The sequence below is a fragment of the Halomonas beimenensis genome, assembly GCF_002549795.1.
Taxonomy (GTDB): domain Bacteria; phylum Pseudomonadota; class Gammaproteobacteria; order Pseudomonadales; family Halomonadaceae; genus Halomonas; species Halomonas beimenensis.
Window position 1 is genome coordinate 2785223 of sequence record NZ_CP021435.1, and the last position, 18554, is coordinate 2803776.

15 protein-coding genes and 1 pseudogene are annotated in these 18554 nt (G+C 70.0%); 9 read left to right on the top strand and 7 right to left on the bottom strand.

Annotated features, from left to right (window positions below; genetic code table 11):
* Positions 1–161: 161 nt before the first annotated feature.
* The gene (locus BEI_RS13015; RefSeq protein WP_097789923.1) at positions 162–728 is read left to right on the top strand and encodes an antibiotic biosynthesis monooxygenase; all 567 of its coding nucleotides are present in this window, start codon (positions 162–164) and stop codon (positions 726–728) included.
* Between the two features lie 55 nt (positions 729–783).
* On the opposite strand, the gene phnX is transcribed toward BEI_RS13015, so the two are convergent.
* Positions 784–1611: a phosphonoacetaldehyde hydrolase gene (phnX, locus tag BEI_RS13020; protein WP_097789924.1), complete on the bottom strand. Its 828-nt coding sequence runs from the start codon at positions 1609–1611 to the stop codon at positions 784–786.
* A gap of 65 nt (positions 1612–1676) precedes the next feature.
* Positions 1677–2846, bottom strand: coding sequence for a 2-aminoethylphosphonate--pyruvate transaminase (locus BEI_RS13025; protein ID WP_097789925.1), 1170 nt, complete (start codon positions 2844–2846; stop codon positions 1677–1679).
* 113 nt (positions 2847–2959) lie between these two features.
* Here BEI_RS13025 and BEI_RS13030 point away from each other — a divergent pair, with 113 nt between their 5' ends.
* The 3 genes from BEI_RS13030 (at position 2960) to BEI_RS13040 (ending at position 5806) form a co-directional block, all read left to right on the top strand.
* Positions 2960–3838, top strand: coding sequence for a LysR substrate-binding domain-containing protein (locus tag BEI_RS13030; protein ID WP_097789926.1), 879 nt, complete (start codon positions 2960–2962; stop codon positions 3836–3838).
* A gap of 66 nt (positions 3839–3904) precedes the next feature.
* Positions 3905–5065, top strand: a complete 1161-nt coding sequence (gene argE / locus BEI_RS13035; protein WP_097789927.1) for an acetylornithine deacetylase — start codon at positions 3905–3907, stop codon at positions 5063–5065.
* 3 nt (positions 5066–5068) lie between these two features.
* Entirely contained in the window at positions 5069–5806 is a 738-nt protein-coding gene (locus BEI_RS13040) for a glutamine amidotransferase (RefSeq protein ID WP_097789928.1), read from the top strand.
* Positions 5807–5840: 34 nt separating this feature from the next.
* Here the strand turns inward: BEI_RS13040 and BEI_RS13045 are convergent, their stop codons facing one another.
* The gene (locus tag BEI_RS13045; RefSeq protein ID WP_097789929.1) at positions 5841–6815 is read right to left on the bottom strand and encodes a DMT family transporter; all 975 of its coding nucleotides are present in this window, start codon (positions 6813–6815) and stop codon (positions 5841–5843) included.
* Positions 6816–6948: 133 nt separating this feature from the next.
* Positions 6949–8643: a DEAD/DEAH box helicase gene (locus BEI_RS13050; protein WP_097789930.1), complete on the bottom strand. Its 1695-nt coding sequence runs from the start codon at positions 8641–8643 to the stop codon at positions 6949–6951.
* Between the two features lie 559 nt (positions 8644–9202).
* Here BEI_RS13050 and BEI_RS13055 point away from each other — a divergent pair.
* Together BEI_RS13055 and BEI_RS13060 are read left to right on the top strand one after the other, a co-directional pair.
* Positions 9203–9652, top strand: coding sequence for a YaiI/YqxD family protein (locus BEI_RS13055; protein ID WP_097789931.1), 450 nt, complete (start codon positions 9203–9205; stop codon positions 9650–9652).
* Positions 9653–9700: 48 nt separating this feature from the next.
* Positions 9701–9814 (top strand): annotated as a pseudogene (locus BEI_RS13060) (DUF188 domain-containing protein); the annotation flags it as partial.
* 176 nt (positions 9815–9990) lie between these two features.
* Here the strand turns inward: BEI_RS13060 and BEI_RS13065 are convergent.
* Both BEI_RS13065 and BEI_RS13070 read right to left on the bottom strand, forming a co-directional pair.
* The gene (locus BEI_RS13065) at positions 9991–11013 is read right to left on the bottom strand and encodes a glutathione S-transferase family protein (RefSeq protein ID WP_097789932.1); all 1023 of its coding nucleotides are present in this window, start codon (positions 11011–11013) and stop codon (positions 9991–9993) included.
* An 83-nt stretch (positions 11014–11096) separates the two neighbouring features.
* On the bottom strand, positions 11097–12011 hold the full coding sequence (locus tag BEI_RS13070; protein ID WP_097789933.1) for a LysR family transcriptional regulator: 915 nt from the start codon (positions 12009–12011) through the stop codon (positions 11097–11099).
* Positions 12012–12109: 98 nt separating this feature from the next.
* Here BEI_RS13070 and BEI_RS13075 point away from each other — a divergent pair, with 98 nt between their 5' ends.
* The 3 genes from BEI_RS13075 (at position 12110) to BEI_RS13085 (ending at position 16833) form a co-directional block, all read left to right on the top strand.
* Entirely contained in the window at positions 12110–12961 is an 852-nt protein-coding gene (locus tag BEI_RS13075; RefSeq protein WP_097789934.1) for a pirin family protein, read from the top strand.
* Between the two features lie 204 nt (positions 12962–13165).
* Positions 13166–14836: a peptidoglycan DD-metalloendopeptidase family protein gene (locus BEI_RS13080; RefSeq protein ID WP_097789935.1), complete on the top strand. Its 1671-nt coding sequence runs from the start codon at positions 13166–13168 to the stop codon at positions 14834–14836.
* Between the two features lie 134 nt (positions 14837–14970).
* Positions 14971–16833 (top strand): ABC transporter ATP-binding protein, encoded by a 1863-nt coding sequence (locus BEI_RS13085; protein ID WP_338035679.1) that lies wholly within the window; start codon positions 14971–14973, stop codon positions 16831–16833.
* On the opposite strand, the gene BEI_RS13090 is transcribed toward BEI_RS13085, so the two are convergent.
* The gene (locus BEI_RS13090) at positions 16824–18464 is read right to left on the bottom strand and encodes a L,D-transpeptidase family protein (protein ID WP_097789936.1); all 1641 of its coding nucleotides are present in this window, start codon (positions 18462–18464) and stop codon (positions 16824–16826) included. The genes BEI_RS13085 and BEI_RS13090 overlap by 10 nt on opposite strands.
* Between the last annotated feature and the right edge of the window lie 90 nt (positions 18465–18554).

The following is an 18554-nucleotide window of genomic DNA, read 5'->3' on the forward strand; positions in this document are numbered from 1 at the left end:
AACCATCAGCAAACAAGCCTGAATATGCGGTCTTTATCGGTCCATACAAGTAGATAAATTCGGATATCCAGCGTATCATTCCCCGCCCCATCGACGGATTCACCCATCCGTGGTGTCTTCGGCGGCCCTACCCGGGCCGCCGAACCCTCAGGAGACCTACCATGTCGCCTTCCCCCGTCACCCTGATGGTGGCACGCCGCGTCGCCCGCGGGCGCTACCGCGACTTCATCCAATGGCTCGAGGAAGGCCGGGAACTGGCCGCGGACTTCGCCGGCTACCTGGGCTCGGGCGTGCTGGCGCCGCCTCCCGGCGACGACGAGTACCAGATCATCTTCCGCTTCCGCGACGCCGCGACCCTGGCCGTCTGGGAGCATTCGGCCTCGCGCCGGGCCTGGCTGGCCCGCGGCGAGGGGCTCTTCGAGGCCCCCCAGGAGCACCGCGCCACCGGACTGGACCGCTGGTTCCAGGAAGCCGGCACCCCCACGCCGCCGCGCTGGAAGCAGGCCATCACCATCTGGCTGGCATTCTTCCCGGTGTCGCTGGCCTTCCAGGGACTGTTCGGCGAGGCGCTCGCCGGCCTGCCGCTGGTGCCCCGGGTGCTCGCCAGTACCCTGATGCTCACCCCGGTGATGGTGTTTCTGTTCATCCCGCTGTCGACCCGGCTGCTGGGGCCCTGGCTGCGCGGCGAGTCGCTGCGCCCGCCGCGCCTGCGCCGCCGCTCCGCCTGAACGCGAACGACCGGGCCTGGGCCCGGTCGTGGCGATCCTGCCGTGCAAACCCCGCTCAGCAGGCCTGGGGCGACTCGCCGCGGGCCAGCCGGGCATTGATGTCATCGATCACCCCCGGCAGGTCGGCGATGGTGTCGATCAGGTAGTGCGGCCGGGAGGCCTCGAACCGCCGGACAACCCGTGCCCGCCCCGCTTCCAGGGCCTCGGGCGAGAGCGCCTGGAACTCCTCGAGGGTCAGGCCCAGGGCGTTGCCCGAGCAGGTCAGGCCCACCGTCCACATGCCGGCACGGCGCCCCTCCAGGATGCCCGGGGTGGTGTCGTCGATCTTGACGCAGGCCGCCACGTCCTCGATGCCCAGGGCGATGACGTTGGCCAGCGCCTGGCCCGGGTGCGGACGGCCGTTGGGCACCTCGTCGGAGGCCACCACGTGGTCGGCCTCGTAGCCGTTCTGCCCCGCCAGTTCGACGACCCGCTCCATGACCACGGCGGGGTAGCCGGAGCAGGAACCGATCTTCATGCCCCGGTCGCGCATCGCGGCGATGGCCTCGACGGCCCCGGGGATCAGCGCCGAGTGCTCGGGGATCTTCTCGACCTGCAACGGCATGAAGCGCTCGTAGATGGCGGTCACGTCCGCATCGGTGGGTACATGGCCGAACACCCTGGCGCACCGTTCGGCGATCTCGGGGATGTCGCACAGGGCGCGGATGTGATCCCACTTGCCCATCCCCATGGGGCCGCGGGCCTCTTCCAGGCTGATCGTGACGCCGAACTCGGCGAAGGCATCGACGAAGATCTGGGTCGGCGCGAAGGAGCCGAAATCCACCACGGTGCCGGCCCAGTCGAGGATGGCGGCCTGCAGGCGGTCGGGAGCGGTGTATTGCATGGGTCTGTCCTCTTCCATTGTTGTGGCAGTCAGGGTCCCGGCGTCGGAGCCCTCGGAGGGGCGGCTCAGGCCGCCGGGCGGCAATCGTCGACGCCCATGGCGGCCAGCGCCTCGCGGACGGCGTCGAGCAGCCGCGCGATCACCGACTCGTCGAGCCGGCCGATGCAGCCGATGCGGAAGCTCTCGGCCTGGGTCAGCTTGCCCGGGTAGATGACGAAGCCTCGCGCCTTGAGCTCTGCATAGAAGCGACCGAACTCGAAGGCCGGATGGCCCGGGCTGAAGAAGGTGGTGATGATCGGCGACAGCCAGCGATCCTCCAGCAGGGTCGCAAAGCCCAGTTCGCGCATGCCGGTGACCAGGCGGTCGCGGTTGCGGGTGTAGCGGGCCAGGCGCCCCGCCACCCCGCCCTCGGCGCGGTGCTCGGCCAGGGCGGTGTGGAAGGCGGCGACCACATGGGTCGGCGGGGTGAAACGCCACTGGCCGGTGCGCTCCATGTAGCACCACTGCTCGAGCAGGTCGAGGCTCAGGGAGTGGGCGCGACCGGCGCTGGCCGCCAGCAGGTCCTGGCGCAGGATCACGAAGCCGAAGCCGGGCACCCCCTCGAGGCACTTGTTGGCTGAGGAGACCATGACGTCGAAGGGCACCGTCTCGGTGGCCAGCGGCACCGCGCCGAAGGAACTCATGGCATCGACGATCAGCCCCTTGCCCCGGGCCTTGACCACCTCGGCGATCTCGGCCAGCGGGTTGAGGATCCCCGAGCTGGTCTCGCAGTGGACCAGGAAGACGTCGGTGATCTCGGGGTCGGCGTCGAGACGCTCGGCCACTTCCTCGCCCCGGGGCGGCAGGTAGTCGCCCTTGTCGTGGACGACGTGCGCCCGGCCGAGGACGTCGAGGATCCGGGCAGCGCGCTGGCCGTAGGCACCGTTGGCCAGCACCAGGGCCTTGCCCCGACGGTCGATGGCGGTGGCCAGGGCGGCTTCCACGGCGAAGGTGCCGCTGCCCTGCAGGGGCACGCAGGCGTAGGTGTCCCTGGGCGCGCCGACCATCGCCAGCAGCCGCTCGCGGATCTCGGCGGTCAGGCGGTTGAAGTCGCCGTCCCAGGAGCCCCAGTCGCGCAGCATGGCGGCCTTGGTGGTCGCGCTGGTGGTCAGGGGACCGGGGGTCAGCAGGTAGGGGGCTTCCTGGCCGGACTCGTCGGCGAGACACGAGGCTCGAGTGGCGGTGGCGAGGGACATGAGACGGCTCCGGGTCGTGGTGAACTGGATTGGCGCCCATCAGACCAGCCCCTTGACCATAGATAAAATCGATTTATCGTATCCTTGATACAAGCTGAACTTATACTGAAACCATGGCCCTTTCCCACGCGCAGCTGCGCGCCTTCCATGCGGTGGCGGTCCAGGGCAGTTTCACCCGGGCCGCTGAACGGCTCTGCCTCAGCCAGCCGGCGGTCTCCGACCAGGTCCGCAAGCTGGAGGAACGCTTCGGTGTCAGCCTGCTGCGGCGCAGCCGGCGCTCGGTGGAGCTCACCGACCTGGGCGAGCGGCTGCTCGGCATCACCCAGCGCCTGTTCGCCGCGGCCGACGAGGCCGAGGCGCTGCTGGCCGGCGCCCGGGACCTGCAATCGGGCAGGCTCACCCTGGCGGTGGATTCGCCGATCCATGTACTGCCCTACGTCGCCCGCTTCCAGGCGCGCTATCCCGGGGTACGCTTCCAGCTGATGACCGGCAACACCGACGAGGCCCTGGCCCGGCTGTTCGAGCACAAGGCCGACTTCGCGGTGCTGGGCCGCACGGCGGAGGATCCCCGCCTTCTGTCGCTGGAGCTGAGCCGGGCCCCGCTGATCGCCTTCGTTCCCACGAACCACCCCTGGGCCCGCTGGTCGTCGATTCGCCTGGCCGATCTCGCCAAGGCCCCGCTGGTACTGCGCGAGCCCGGGTCGATGACTCGCCAGGCCCTGGAGGCGGAGCTGCGCACGGCGGGGGTGCGGGTACGCCCGGCCATCGAGGCCGAGGGGCGCGAGGCGGTCTTCGAGCTGGTGACGGCGGGCCTGGGGGTGGGGATCGTCTCGGCGGCCGAGGCCGGGACCCACCCCGGCCTGCACCGGCTCGCCATCGAGGACAGCGGCCATCGCATGACCGAGACCCTGGTCTGCCTGCGCCAGCAGAGCGAGCGGCGCCTGGTGGCGGGCTTCCTGGAAGTGGTGAGGGAGGGCCTCGCCGAGCCCTGAGGCCCATCCCTTCGACCCCGGCGCCATGGTAGGCTAGCGGGCGACCTTCCCTTTCGGAGCCCGACCATGACCGATGCCGCCCAGCTCCTCGAGAGGCTGGTGGGCTTCCCCACCGTCTCCCGCGATTCCAACCTGGACCTGATCGCCTTCGTCGAGGCCTACCTCGACGACTATGGCGTCGAGCACTGGCGGGTGGACAACGACGAGGGGACCAAGGCCAACCTGCTCGCCCGTATCGGACCCGAGGTCGAGGGCGGGGTGGTGCTCTCCGGCCACACCGACGTGGTGCCGGTGGACGGCCAGCCCTGGTCCAGCGATCCCTTCGTGCTGCGCGACGGTGGCGACGGCCGGCTCTACGGCCGCGGCACCTGCGACATGAAGGGCTTCATCGCCTGCGCCCTGGCCGAGGTGCCGCGCTGGGTCGAGCTCGAGCTGGACAGGCCCATCTACCTGGCCTTCTCCTACGACGAGGAGGTCGGCTGCATCGGGGCACCGCGGCTGATCGAGCGACTGATGGCCGACCATCCGCGTCCGGCGGCGGTGTTCGTGGGCGAGCCGACGATGATGCAGCCGGTGGTCGCCCACAAGGGGGCCACCAACCTGCGCACCACCGTCACCGGCCGCGCCGCCCACTCCAGCCAGGTCAACCAGGGCGTGTCGGCGGTCCACGTGGCCGCCCGCCTGGTGACCTACATCGAGGACGTCATGGCCGAGCTGCGCGCCGAGGGCCGGGTCGACGAGGCCTTCAACGTGGCCCACTCGAGCCTGCACGTGGGCAAGATCCAGGGCGGCACCGCCATCAACATCATGGCTCGGGAATGCCGCTTCGAGTGGGAGATCCGGCACCTGCCCTCCGACCGCTTCGAGGACCTGATCGGGCGAGTCCAGGCCTATGCCGAGACGCTTCAGGCCGAGATGCGCGAGCGCGCCCCGGAGGCCGGGATCCACACCGAGCGGCTCAACACCACCGTCCCGGCGCTCGCCGACGATGACAATGCCGAGGTGCTGGCCCTGTGCCGCGACCTGGTCGGCGAGGCGCCCGCCGGCGCCGTGGCCTACGCCACCGAGGCCGGCCAGTTCCAGCGGGCCGGGCTGTCCACGGTGATCTGCGGCCCGGGCAGCATCGGCCAGGCACATCAGCCCGACGAGTACCTGGAGGTCACCCAGCTGGAGGCCGGCTCGGCCTTCATGCGGGCCCTGGGACGGCGCCTCGCTCGGGATGCCTGAGCCATGCCACGACTGCTGATCGTCAAGACCGGCGACACCTTCGCCGACGTGGCCCGCGACCACGGCGACTTCGAGGCCCTGTTCCTCGCCGCCCTGCGACCGGCGATCGAGGCGCACCCCGAGCTCGTGGTCGAGGTCTTCGATGCACGCCACGACGGCGACCCGCCGGCCCTGGGCGCCGGGGACGGCCTGGTGATCACCGGCTCGCATGCCATGGTCAGCGACGCCGAGCCCTGGAGCGAGGCGCTCAGGCCCTGGCTGCGCGAGGCGCGCGAGCGCGATATCGCCATGCTCGGCGTCTGCTACGGCCACCAGCTGATGGCCGCGGCCTTCGGCGGCGAGAGCGGCTATCACCCGGCGGGCCGCGAGACCGGCACCCGCGAGATCCGGCTGACCGAGGCCGGCCGTCGCGATCCCCTGCTGGGAACCTTACCGGACCGCTTTGCCGCCCAGCTGACCCATGCCCAGTCGGCGCTGGTCGCCCCCTCGGACGCCCGGGTGCTGGCCGAGAACGACCACGATCCCTACCAGGCGCTGCGCCACGGCCCGCGCCAGTGGAGCGTGCAGTTCCATCCCGAGTTCACCCCGGCGGTGATGCGCGCCTACCTGGCCCATCAGCGCGCTCCCCTGGCCGAGCAGGGCCAGGATGCCGCGGCGCTGATCGCGGCGGTGGCGCCCACCCCGGAAGCGACCGGGCTGCTGCGCCGATTCGCCCGCACCCTGGTGGCACACGGCGGCTGAAGCCAGCCGCTCGGCTCGGCGATGCCGAGCGGGCTCATCCTCGTGCGGCTCGCTCCGCGTCGGCCGGAGCGGGGTCCGACGAGGCCCCTTCGACCAGCCGCCGGCCGTCCGGCGCGCCGGCGGCGGCCTTGCGGCGCTGGCGATGCAGGTCGCGCAGGGTGCCGGTCAGCATGGCGACGACGATCATGCCGCCCCCGACGAAGGCCAGGACGGTCGGCACCTCGCCGACCCACCACCAGACCAGCAGGGTCCCCACCAGAGTCTCGAGCAGCATCACCAGGCTGACCTCGGCACCGGGCAGGTAGCGCGGCCCGGTCTGGATCAGGAAATAGGCCACGGGCAGCAGGGCCCCCATCAGCGCCAGCCGCTGCATGTCCTCCGGGGGCGGCAGCTGAGCGCCGCCCAGCAGGGCCGCCGGGATCAGCATCGCCAGGCAGCCCAGGGGCAGGATCACGGTGGTATCGACCCCACGCCGGCGCTGCCCCTTCTGGGCGCTGGCCACGGTGGTGTTGATGGCGATGGACAGCGGCACGAACAGGGCGACCGCCAGGCCCAGCAGGCTGCCGCGCCCGACCTCCCCCGCCGCCATCAGGCTGGCCCCGCCGACGCAGACCGCGATCACGATCCAGGTCTGGCGGCGCAGCCGCTGGCCGAACACCAGCAGGCCGATCAACGCGGCGACCAGCGGCGCCAGGTTCATCATCACCAGGACGTTACCGGCGGAGGTGAGGCGATTGCCGATGACGAAGGCCCAGGCGCTGCCGGCGAAGGCCAGCGGGCACCACCAGGCGGCCGGGCCGCAGGCCCGCACGGCCGCCGGCAGCGCGCGCCCGTAGCGGGCCAGCGCGACCAGCAGCAGCACGGCACCCAGCAGCAGGCCGCGCCAGAACATGAAGGTGGCCACGCCCACCTGGGTATCCTTGACCAGCAGGGCATCCGGCGACAGGAAGAGGACGCCGGTCATGGTGATCAGGTAGCCCCGCAGGCGAAACGGCAGTTGCTTCCACATCCTTGTCTCCTCCCTCGGCCTACGGCATCGACGTTCGAAACGACGAGCAGGCCGGGGGAGTCCCCCGGCCTGCTCGGTCCTGGCGGTGTGTCAGGCGCCGCTCGGGGCGGCGCCTCTCACCTTATCGCGACATTCAGGCCCGCTCGCGACGGATCGGGCCGTCGTCGTCGCGGCGACGACGCGGCGCCCGCTCGGGAGCGCGGTCCTCGCTGATCTCCAGCGGACGGCCGGCGACCCGGGCGCGGCCCATCTTGGCCAGGATGCTGGACGGCAGCCCGCTCGGCAACTCGACGACGGAGAAGGCATTGCGGATGTCGATCCGGCCGATGCGGTTGCCCTCGATGCCGCCCTCGTTGGCCAGGGCGCCGACCAGCTGGCCGGGCTTGACGCCGTCCTTGTGGCCCACGGAGACGCGGTAGCGGGTCATGCCCTCGCTGGGCCCACGCTCGCGGCGCGGCGGCTTGCCGTCACGGGGCGCACGCTCGCTGCGCTCCTTGCGGGGAGCCTGCAGGCGGCCGATGGGGGCCTCGTCGGCGCGGGCCATGGCGGCGAAGGCACAGGCCAGCTCGATGGGATCATGGCCTTCGGCGACCAGACGCTCCACCAGGGCACGCTGCTCGTCGGCGCCCTTGGTCAGGGCCGCGACCACGCGCTGGTGGAAGACTTCGTCCCGGTGGGCGCGGATGGCGGCCTCGTCGGGCAGGGCCATCTCGCTCATCTTCTGGCCGGTGGCCTGCTCCAGCCAGCCGATCTTGCGGCCCTCGCGGTTGCCGGCGAAGGTGATCGCCACGCCGTCGCGACCGGCCCGGCCGGTACGGCCGATGCGGTGGGTGTAGGCCTCGGCGTCCTGGGGCAGGTCGTAGTTGATGACGTGGGTGATGCGCGGCACGTCCAGGCCACGGGCCGCCACGTCGGTGGCGATCAGCACGTCCACCTTGCCGCGCTTGAGGCGGGTGATGGTGCGCTCGCGCAGGCTCTGGTCCAGGTCACCGGACAGGCTGGCCACGTTGACGCCCCGGGCGGAGAGCTGCTCCATCAGGGTGGTGCAGGCGGCCCGAGTACGCACGAAGACGATGGCGGCATCCACCGGCTCGACCTCGATGATGCGTGCCAGGGCCTCGAGCTTGGCGCCGCCTTCCACGCGCACGCGGCGCTGCTCGATGTTCTCGCCGGTGGTGGTACGGGACTCGATGGCCACCTTGACCGGATCCACCAGATAGCGGTTGACGATGCGCTCGATCTCGGTGGGCAGGGTCGCGGAGAAGAACACCCGCTGGGCGTCCTGGGGAGTGTCGGCGACCACGCGCTTGACGTCGTCGATGAAGCCCATGCGCAGCATCTCGTCGGCCTCGTCGAGCACCAGGGCGGACAGGCCGTCCAGCTTGAGGCTGCCGCGATCCAGGTGATCGATGATCCGGCCGGGGGTGCCGACCACGACCTGGGCGCCCCGCTTGAGCGCCTGAAGCTGGTCGCGGTATTCCATGCCGCCACACAGCGTCGCCACTTCCAGGCCCTTGAGGTTCTGGCCGTACTTGCTGAAGGAGACCGCCACCTGCTGGGCCAGCTCGCGGGTCGGCGCCATCACCAGCACCTGGGGCGCGCGGCGCTCGAGGTCGAGGCGAGAGAGCAGCGGCAGGGCGAAGGCGGCGGTCTTGCCGGTGCCCGTCTGGGCCTGGCCCAGCATGTCGCGGCCTTCCAGCAGGGCCGGAATGGTCTGTGCCTGGATCGGCGACGGAGTCTGGTAGCCGAGGGTCTCGATGGCGGAGAGAACGGTAGGCAGCAGGGCCAGATCGCCGAAACTCGGCGAGGCGACGGAAGTCGAGGTCATGAATCACACCTTGGTAGGCCGGCATCGCCGGCAAGAAACATCAGTGGGCGCCCCTGACGCGGTCACACGGTCAGGCTCCTGCACGAGGCAGGTCGTCAACATCGGAGTCGGGGACGCCGGTCGCACCTGGCATCCGGCACGCCTGCACTGGCAGGCGAAACCGTCGTGGCGACCGTCTGCGCCGAATCCGCCCGGGCGGCGAATTCTCGGTGGCGCTCCATCTTCACAGTTCGAACGCTTGGGGCCCTGGGCCCGGCGTCTTCGCGGGCGTCGCGTTCATCGATCGTGAACGGGCGCCGAGTCATGATGGTGGGGTCAGCACATGCGAGGAGCGCGCATGCTACCATCGCCGATCCGAGCTGGCCAGCCTTTTCCATTTTCTTCCCCGCTATGGCCATGGGGCGTTACGAGGGGCGCCGGGGACAGGTCGAAGAGGGGGTCCTACGCCATGGATGGCGTCGGTAGCGCCCAGGGAGGGGTTCACAGCGCCCCCTCGAAGACCTGTCGACGGATCAGCCCCGAGCCCCGCTCAACCCGACTACATCTTCGAGGAGCCCACATGCCGAACCTTTGGGTCGACGCCGATGCCTGCCCGCGGATCGCCCGCGAGATCATCGTGCGCGCCGCCGAGCGCACCGCCACCCCGACCACCTTCGTGGCCAACCACCAGGTCCCCCTGCCCGCCTCCAAGTGGGTGAAGGCACTCTCGGTGAGTCACGGCTTCGACGCCGCCGACGACGAGATCGTCGAGCGGATCCAGCCCGGCGACCTGCTGGTCACCTCGGACCTGCCGCTGGCCCTGGCCGCCATCGAGCGCGGGGCCAGCGTGATGACCAGCCGCGGCGAGGCCCTGAACGAGAGCAATATCCGCGCCCGCGTCCAGATGCGGGACTTCATGGACACCATGAGGGCCAGCGGCGAACACACCGGCGGGCCCAAGGGCTACTCGGACGTCGACCGCCGGGAGTTCGCCAACGCCCTGGACCGCTGGCTGGCAAAGAACACTTAACCACCCCGCATCTGGATGAGGTCCAGATGCGGCTGATACAGGATCGGCATGGAAACCATGAGGGCCAGCGGCGAGCACACCGGCGGGCCCAAGGGCTACTCGGACGTCGACCGCCGGGAGTTCGCCAACGCCCTGGATCGCTGGCTGGCGAAGCAGAAGTAAGAGGGAAGAGGGAAGAGGGAAGAGGGAAGAGGGAAGAGGGAAGAGGGAAGCCAGGATCGTGGTTCTTCTGCCCTCTTCCAGGCGCGAAGCGCCGTTCTTCCTTCTTATCGCGGCGAAGCCACGCTTCCTCTGGCGCGAAGCGCCGATCTTCCCTCTTCGAGCGGCGTAGCCGCGTCTTACAGCTTCCAGCTGCTTTCCCCCTTCTCGCGAATGCCCTTGCCCGGCAGGCGCTCGCGGTCATGGGGGCGATCCAGGCCGAGCAGCGGCCCGGCGGGAACGATGCCGTTGGGATTGATGGTCTGGTGACTCAGGTAGTAGTGGCGCTGGATATGGTCCATGTCGACCGTCTCCGCCACTCCGGGCCACTGATAGAGCTCCCGCAGGTAGTTCGAGAGGTTCGGGTAGTCCTCGATGCGCCGCAGGTTGCACTTGAAGTGACCGTGGTAGACGGCGTCGAAGCGCACCAGGGTGGTGAACAGCCGGATATCGGCCTCGGTCAACCATTCGCCGGCCAGGTAGCGCCATTCGTTCAGCCGCCGCTCCAGCCGGTCCAGGGCCGCGAACAGGGCGTGAACATGCTTCTCGTAGACGTGCTGCTCGGTGGCGAAGCCGGCCTTGTAGACACCGTTGTTGACGTGGTCATAGACGTCGGCGTTGACGGCATCGATGGTCTCGCGCAGGTCCTCGGGATAGAGATCCAGGCGATTGCCGGTGAGCTCGTCGAAGGCGGTGTTGAAGATGCGCACCAGGTCCGCCGACTCGTTGTTGACGATGCGGCCATCCCGCTTGTCCCACAGCGCCGGCACCGTGACCCGCCCCGTGTAGTGGGGATCGGTCCGGGTATAGAGCTCGCGATGGTAGTCCACGCCGTTGATCGGGTCGCCGCTGGAGCCCTCGTCGCGGTGGTAGGTCCAGCCCTGGTCGAACATCAGCGGGCTGGTGTGGGAGACGCCGATCAGCGACTCCAGCCCCTTGAGGCGACGCATGATGAGGGCGCGGTGCGCCCAGGGGCAGGCCAGGGACACATAGAGATGGTAGCGATCGGCCTCGGCCGGCCGAGCCGGCTGGCCGTCGGGCCCTGGCGCGCCGTCGGGGGTGAGCCATTCCCGGAGCTTGGCGGATTCGCGGACGAACTCGCCGCCGTGTGACTTGGTGTCGTACCACTGGTCTTTCCATTGTCCGTCGATCAACAGGCCCATTTCGAACTCCTCGCTCAATACGTCAGGTTGCCCTCCAGAATAAGCCGATCAAATCGAACAACAAGCGCACATTTTGGGCAGAATCATTCGATATTCTCGAAATTTCGAGTGCCGGCACAGGCCGCGACGCTGGTACGCAGCTGCTCGGCCATGGCCCGGGTGGCCGGCCCCGCACGATCCTGATCACGATGGATGATCTGGAGAGGGATCTCGCGCACCCCCCCGGCGGTCAGGGGAAGGGGCTTGAGCCGGCCGGCCTCCAGGGCGGGACGAATGCGGGTCTCGGGGACCCAGGCGAAGCCCAGGTTGCGTTCCAGCATGCCGATGGAGGTGTCGAGGTGGCTCACCGTCCAGCGTTGCTCGGCCTTGAGCCAGCCGGAATCCAGCGACTGGCGCTGGGCGGAGTCCCGAACCACCAGTTGGCGATGCTGCTCCAGGTCGCGGAGGTCCAGCTCCCGGTCCAACCGATGCAGGGCATGCTCCGGATGCGCCACGGCGATGAAGCGGACCGTGACCAGGGGCTCGCCGAGGAACCCCCGAGCGGACAGTCCGGAGACCAGCAGATCGACCTGACCGTCCTCGAGCATCTCCACCCCTCCATGGAGCACCGTCTCGTGGAGCTGGACACGCACGTGGGGAAAGGCCTCGGAGAAGGCGTCCAGGGACCTGGCCAGCGCATCCGGCGGGAAGATCTGGTCGATGGCCAGCACGATCTCGGCCTCCAGCCCCTCGGCCAGTCGCGAGGCCACATCCTCCAGGGCGTCGGCGTTTTCCAGCAGCTGCCGTGCCCGGCGCAGCAGCAGCTCGCCGGCCTCGGTGAGGCGCACCTGCCGCCCCACCGGCTCCAGCACCGCCACCCCCAACTGCTCCTCCAGCTTGTGGACCGCATGGTTCAGGGTCGAGGGGCTCTTGTGTACGGCCTCGGCGGCCCGGGAGAAACCTCCGTGTTCGACCACCGCGGCCAACATCTGCCACTGGGCTAGCGTGACTCGAGACATGTTCGATTTCCTCGAATGAATAGCGCGAAATATTGCGATTAATTTTCGAAAATTTCGCCTTAGAATGCCAGTCATACGTCACCCGACAGGAGACCGCCATGACCGCCGAATCCCTCTCCCGCCGTATCCTGCGGCGCATGCGGAGCCATCCCAGCCAGGACGGCGACGGCGTCGATATCCGCCGACTCCACGACTTCGGCGGCGGCCTGGATCCCTTCCTGATGCTCGACGAACTCGAGGCGGCCGCCGACGATGACGACATCGGCGGCTTCCCGCCCCACCCCCACCGGGGCATCCAGACCCTGACTTATGCCCTGCGTGGCGGCCTGCGCCACGAGGACCACCTGGGTCACCACAGCAGCATCGGCGCCGGTGACGCCCAGTGGATGCACACCGGGCGGGGCATCATCCACGGCGAGACGCCCTTCACCGACGACCGGGGCCTGCATGCCTTCCAGCTATGGCTGAACCTGCCGGCCCGGGACAAGTTGAGCTTGGCCACCTACCGGGACGTCCGCGACGCGGAGATGCCGCGCCTGGCGGCGTCCGGGGCGGAGCTCAAGGTCCTGGGGGGCACCTGGCGGTCGGTCGACGGCGAGGCCATCGCCGGCCCGCTGGATGCGCTGGCGGGCCAGGGAGGCGTGGCCCACGCGCGCCTGGAGGCCGGCGGCGCCCTGACGCTGGACAATGACGCCACCACCCTGCTGGTGTTCGTCTTCGCCGGCGAGCTGTCGGTGGCCGGCGACGCCGTCTCCCCGGGCGAGCTGGTCCGGCTGGGCGAAGGTGACCGCCTGGAGCTGGAAAGCCGCGGCGGTGCCGAGGCGCTGCTCCTCGCCGGCGAGCCCCACCGCGAACCGATCGCCCACTATGGGCCCTTCGTGATGAATCATCGCCACGAGCTGGATCAGGCCTTGCGTGACTACCGGGACGGCACCCTCACCGACGGATGACCGCTCGAGGGTTGCCAGCAAGGGCGACGGCATGGCACCGTCGCCATAAACAAACAGTGTTCGCCCGCCCGGCTCTCACGGGGCAAACAGAGCCGGGGCGGGCATGCCTGTATGGGTGTACAGACTAGGCACCCTAATCATCATGGGTTAAGGTTCTGATGCCTTTTTATAAGTTCTTTTCACCTATTCATCACGGCCGAACACATGATGCGGATCCTCCATTCGCTGCCCCGCACGCACAAGTTACTGTTATTGCCGGTTGCCACCATGGTCACCGTGCTGGGCGCGCACAAGATCGTCACCGCCGTCGAGGATGCCCGGCATGACCGGCAGACTCAGGACACCGTCCTGGTCCCCCTCGAGGCCGACGCCACCCCCGGCGTCCCCGCCCTGAATCCCGCCCCGGTCTCCGAGGCCATCCATCTGGCCTCCCGCGCCATGGACGCCACTCGCGAACCGGTGCCCGTCTCCGAGCTCGCGGCCACCGAGATCGTCGACGTCAGCTTCCTGGAAAGTTCGCCCGAGATCGCCGCCGCCCTCCCCGCCCGAGACGAGGAGGCGAGCGCTCCGAGGCTCGACGAGGGAGCCCGTCATCTGGCGATCGTCATCGGCACGGTGGCCAGTGGCATGCTGGCCGCCGACGAGCGCCTGGTGGCCGATGCCACCTCCTACGAGGACATCTCCGAGGACGAGCTGGAGCTCTTCGACGAGGGGCCGATCGTGCTCGAGGAGGAGATCGCCGCCAGCGAACCCTACGTGCCGGAATGGCAGACCTACACCGTCGAGTCCGGTGACACCTTCGCCATCATGGCCCAGGAGCACCTGGGCATGGGCTACGGCGAGGTGATGAACCTGCTCGAGAGCCTGCCGGAGCCGCGCCTGCTCACCCACTGGCGGGTCGGCCAGCACTTCGAGTACCAGCTCGACGAGCAGGGCGAGCTGCTGGCCCTGCGCCTGATGAAGAACGCCCGGGACGGCTATCTGATCGAGCGCGGCGAGCAAGGCGTCGAGGTGGCCACCATCGAACGGGCGGGGGAGGCCACCCAGCGCCTCTATGCCGGCACGGTCAACGGCAGCTTCGCCCGCTCGGCCCAGGCCACCGGCCTGACCAGCGCCGAGGTCGCCCGGCTCTCGCACGTCCTGGAGAAGAAGCTCGACTTCCGTCGCGACACCCGTCGCGGCGATCGTTTCCGGGTCCTCGTGGAGTCCGACCTCATCGACGGCGAGAGCCTCGATCCCCGCGTGCTGGCGGTCCGCTACGAGGGCGCGCGCATGAACCTCACCCTGGTCCGCAACAGCGACGACAACCGCTTCTACACCCCGGACGGCGAAAGCCTGGACCCGGCCTTCGACCGCCGTCCCTTCGACGGCTACTACCGGCTGAGTTCCCACTTCAACCCGCGTCGCCGCCACCCGGTGACCGGCCGCATCAGTCCCCACAAGGGCACCGACTTCGCCATGCCCACCGGCACCCCGGTCAACGCCCCGGCCGACGGCCGGGTCGAGAAGGTCGGCAACCACCCGGCGGCAGGCCGCTACATCGTCATTCGCCACGACAACGGCTACAAGACCCGCTACCTGCACCTCTCGCGGCCCCTGGTCAGCCGCGGCGACCGGGTGACCCGGGGCGAGCGCATCGCCCTGTCCGGCAACACCGGCCGCAGCACCGGGCCGCACCTGCACTACGAGGTACTGGTCAACAACCGCCAGGTCGACGCCATGAAGGTCGACCTGCCCGAGAGCCAGAGCCTCAGCGGCGAGGCCCTGGTCGCCTTCCAGCGCGCGGCCGAGCCCATGCTGGCAGCCCTGGAGAGCGGCGAGACCGGCACCGCCGTGGCCAGCACCGCCGCCGAGGCCAGCGACGACGAAGGCTGACGCCTTCACCGCCCCTCCCCGACGACGCCCCGCCCCCGCGGGGCGTCGGCGTGTCAGGGGCCGACATGCCGGCCTGCACCGCCCCCCACTGCCCGGGGTACACTGGGCCTGTCGTCCCGCCGCGGAGGTCACGCTTGTCCACCGATCATGCTCATGCGGCGTCCTCCCCATCCGCGGAGAGCCGCCTCGCCGCCTTCCTGGGCGTCTTCCGCTACAGCCATCGGGCCCTGGGCCTGGTCTGGCAGACCTCTCGCCGCCTGACGCTGGGGCTGGCCCTGTGCACCCTGGTGGCCGGCGTGATGCCCGCCGTGGCGGCCTGGGTTGGCCAGCTGATCGTCGATGCGGTGGTCGCGGCCATGGAACGGCACCAGGCAGGCGAGGACGACCTCACCCTCCTGCTGCGCCCTGCCCTGGACTATGTGCTGCTCGAGGCCGGCGTGGTGGCGCTGATCGCCCTGGCCCAGCGGGGCCTCTCGGCCCAGCAGTCGCTGCTGCGCGCCCTGCTGGGCCAGAAGGTCAACGTCATGATCCTGGAGAAGGCCGGCACCCTCACCCTCGCCCAGTTCGAGGACTCGGAGTTCTATGACAAGCTGACCCGGGCGCGACGCGAGGCCTCGACCCGTCCCCTGGGGCTGGTCAACAAGACCTTCTCGCTGCTGCAGAACGCCATCTCCCTGACGAGCTTCGCCGTGCTGCTGGTGCGCTTCTCGCCCTGGGCACTGCTGGTGCTGGTCGTCGGCGCCCTGCCCGTCTTCCTCTCCGAGGCACGCTTCTCGGGCGACGCCTTCCGGCTGTTTCGCTGGCGCTCGCCCCAGACCCGCATGCAGATGTACCTGGAGACGGTGCTGGCCCGGGAGGACAGCATCAAGGAGGTCAAGCTGTTCGGCCTGGAGCCCTTGCTGCTGGATCGCTACCGGCGCATCTTCGACACCCTCTATGCCGAGGATCGCCGGCTGACGATCCGCCGCGAGACCTGGGGCTTCCTGCTGGGCCTGCTCGGCACCCTGGCCTTCTACGGCGCCTACGCCTGGGTGGTGGTGGAGACGGTGGCCGGGGCGCTGACGCTGGGCGAGATGACCATGTACCTGATGGTCTTCAAGCAGGGCCAGGCGGCGTTGTCGGCGAGCCTGACCGCCATCGGCGGCATGTACGAGGACAACCTCTACCTGTCCAACCTCTACGAGTACCTGGAGCAGCCAGTCCCCGAGGAGAGGGGGCGTCTGACCGCCGGTGCCCGTCCCGGCGACGGCATCCGCTTCGAGGGCGTGGGCTTCACCTACCCCGGTGCCGACCGTCCGGCGCTGGCCGGCATCGACCTGCACCTGACGCCCGGCCATAGCCTGGCACTGGTCGGCGTCAACGGCTCGGGCAAGACCACCCTGATCAAGCTGCTGACCCGGCTCTACGACCCCACCGAGGGGCGCATCCTGCTCGACGGCAGCGACCTGCGCGACTGGGACCTGGCGACCCTGCGCCGGCGGATCGGGGTGATCTTCCAGGACTTCGTGCGCTACCAGCTCAAGGTCGGCGAGAACCTGGGCGCCGGCGACGTGGCGGCCTTCGAGGACGAGCAGCGCTGGCGGGAGGCGGCCCGGCGTGGCCTGGCCGAGGACTTCATCGCCACCATGCCGGGGGGCTACCACACCCAGCTGGGGCGCTGGTTCAAGGGCGGCCAGGAGCTCTCCGGCGGCCAGTGGCAGAAGATCGCCCTGGCGCGCGCCTACATGCGCGAGGACGCCGACATCCTGGTGCTCGACGAGCCCACCGCGGCCATGGACGCCGCCGCCGAGGCCGCGGTCTACGCCGACTTCCGCGACCACGCCCGGGACAAGATGACGGTACTGATCTCGCACCGATTCTCCACCGTGCGCGCCGCCGACCAGATACTCGTCATCGACGGCGGGCGCATCCTCGAGCGCGGCGACCACCAGAGCCTGATGGCTCGGGACGGCCGCTATGCCCGGCTGTTTCGCCTGCAGGCCAGGGGCTACGCCTGAGGCGGGCCGGCCAGGGCGGCGATCAGGGCCGGGTCGCGGTCGTAGATGTCGGGGCGGAAGCTCGGCAGGCCGCTCCCGTCCCCCATCGCCGTCCAGTAGTGCAGTGCCAGGGGAACCTCCCGTGCCAGGGAGACGTCGCGGGTGGCTCCCGTGTCGATCAATGCCATCAGATCCCGTGACGTGCCGGTGTCGGCGAACAGCATCCGGCCCAGCTCCATGACCCCCTCCACGCGGATGCAGCCGGAGCTCAGGGCCCGCTGCGGTCTCAGGAAGAGGCGTTGCGCGGGCGTGTCATGCAGGTAGACGAGGTGATCGTTGGGGAAGCGCAGCACCAGGCGACCCAGCGGGTTCTGCGGGCCGGCGCGCTGGCGCAGGATCACCCGTCCCGGCCGCCACCAGTCGATGCGCCACGGGTTCAATCGCCGTCCCTCGGGGCTGAGCACCACCATGTCGTGATCGATCAGATAGCCGGGGTCGCGACGCACCTCGGGCAGCACGTCCTCGCGCAGGATGGTCGGCGGCACGGTCCAGGTCGGGTTCAGGGTGAAGTGAGTGATGGCGGAGTGCAGCACCGGGGTGGGACGGCCGGGCTGGCCGACGATGACCCGGGACTCCCAGCGCTCCCCGCCGGGGCGGCGGTAGTGGATCCGCTGGCCGGCCACGTCCACCCGTACCCGGGGAGCCGACGACTCGCCGGACAGCCAGCGAGCGCGCTCCAGGTTGGCCCGCAGCGTGGCCAGGCGCCGACTGGCCGGCACGTTGAGCGCCGCCCGGGTCCGCGGCCCGACGATGCCGTCCTCCTCGAGCATGTGACGCCGCTGGAAGCGGCGCACCGCGGCGACCAGGGGCGGGTCGTAGCGGTGCGGCGGCGGGGCCTCGAGCGCGATGTCGTCATAGTGCTCCGTGTCGGCGACCATCACCTCCAGCTCGCCGATCATGGCCAGGCGCCGACGCAGCAGGGCCACGTCGGCATGGACGTCACCCGGGCGCAGCGACGCCCGGCGCTCGGGCAGCGTCGGCCAGCCGCCCAACCGCACGATGTTGCGGTAGCGCGCCAGGGCCCGGCGCAGGTCGGCGTAGGGCTCCCCCTCGGGGCGGGCCCGGGCCAGGGCGCGATCCACCTCGCCGGCCGCCAGGAGCCGATGGATCGCCACCAGGTCGAGGCGGGGCGGGGCGACCGGGATCTCCCAGCCGGGATAGACCCGGGTCGGATCGAGTCGTCCGCGTTGCAGATGGCGCAGGGCCCGCAGCAGGGTCTCGGTGGCCTGCACGTCGAAACGGGTCCGTTCCTGCCGCGAGGCGGTTTCGTCGAGACCGCCCCGTGCCGCTTCTTGCAGCCGTGCGGGCCGATAGTCCGCCGGCGAGAGCCCCTCGCCCTCCAGCGCCTGAAGCAGCGACACCAGCGCGGCCACCCGTTCCGGGGCCTGCCAGGCCAGCTCGCCGCCCCGGCGGACATAGAAGGCCGAGACGCTTGGCGGCGCGGCCTGGAGCGCCTCCGCCAGGGGGGGCGACAGCGGACCGGCGCCGAGCTCGTCCATCGGAAAGGGGCGCAGGGGTGGCTCGCCCCCTGGCGATGGCGCCGGCTCGCCTCCCGACGCGACGAACGGCACCAGAAGTACCAGACAAGCCATACTCCAGAATCCCAGCCTTCGTGATACCCTTCCCGCGATTTGCATGAACCGGCCTCCTGGCCCCTGAATGACGGGACTGGTCTTTCCGAC

Bases quoted from the DNA above. Each gene is read 5' to 3' on its own strand.
- BEI_RS13015 (WP_097789923.1), top strand. From the start codon at position 162: ATGTCGCCTTCCCCCGTCACCCTGATGGTGGCACGCCGCGTCGCCCGC.
- phnX (WP_097789924.1), bottom strand. From the start codon at position 1,611: ATGCAATACACCGCTCCCGACCGCCTGCAGGCCGCCATCCTCGACTGG.
- BEI_RS13025 (WP_097789925.1), bottom strand. From the start codon at position 2,846: ATGTCCCTCGCCACCGCCACTCGAGCCTCGTGTCTCGCCGACGAGTCC.
- BEI_RS13030 (WP_097789926.1), top strand. From the start codon at position 2,960: ATGGCCCTTTCCCACGCGCAGCTGCGCGCCTTCCATGCGGTGGCGGTC.
- argE (WP_097789927.1), top strand. From the start codon at position 3,905: ATGACCGATGCCGCCCAGCTCCTCGAGAGGCTGGTGGGCTTCCCCACC.
- BEI_RS13040 (WP_097789928.1), top strand. From the start codon at position 5,069: ATGCCACGACTGCTGATCGTCAAGACCGGCGACACCTTCGCCGACGTG.
- BEI_RS13045 (WP_097789929.1), bottom strand. From the start codon at position 6,815: ATGTGGAAGCAACTGCCGTTTCGCCTGCGGGGCTACCTGATCACCATG.
- BEI_RS13050 (WP_097789930.1), bottom strand. From the start codon at position 8,643: ATGACCTCGACTTCCGTCGCCTCGCCGAGTTTCGGCGATCTGGCCCTG.
- BEI_RS13055 (WP_097789931.1), top strand. From the start codon at position 9,203: ATGCCGAACCTTTGGGTCGACGCCGATGCCTGCCCGCGGATCGCCCGC.
- BEI_RS13065 (WP_097789932.1), bottom strand. From the start codon at position 11,013: ATGGGCCTGTTGATCGACGGACAATGGAAAGACCAGTGGTACGACACC.
- BEI_RS13070 (WP_097789933.1), bottom strand. From the start codon at position 12,011: ATGTCTCGAGTCACGCTAGCCCAGTGGCAGATGTTGGCCGCGGTGGTC.
- BEI_RS13075 (WP_097789934.1), top strand. From the start codon at position 12,110: ATGACCGCCGAATCCCTCTCCCGCCGTATCCTGCGGCGCATGCGGAGC.
- BEI_RS13080 (WP_097789935.1), top strand. From the start codon at position 13,166: ATGATGCGGATCCTCCATTCGCTGCCCCGCACGCACAAGTTACTGTTA.
- BEI_RS13090 (WP_097789936.1), bottom strand. From the start codon at position 18,464: ATGGCTTGTCTGGTACTTCTGGTGCCGTTCGTCGCGTCGGGAGGCGAG.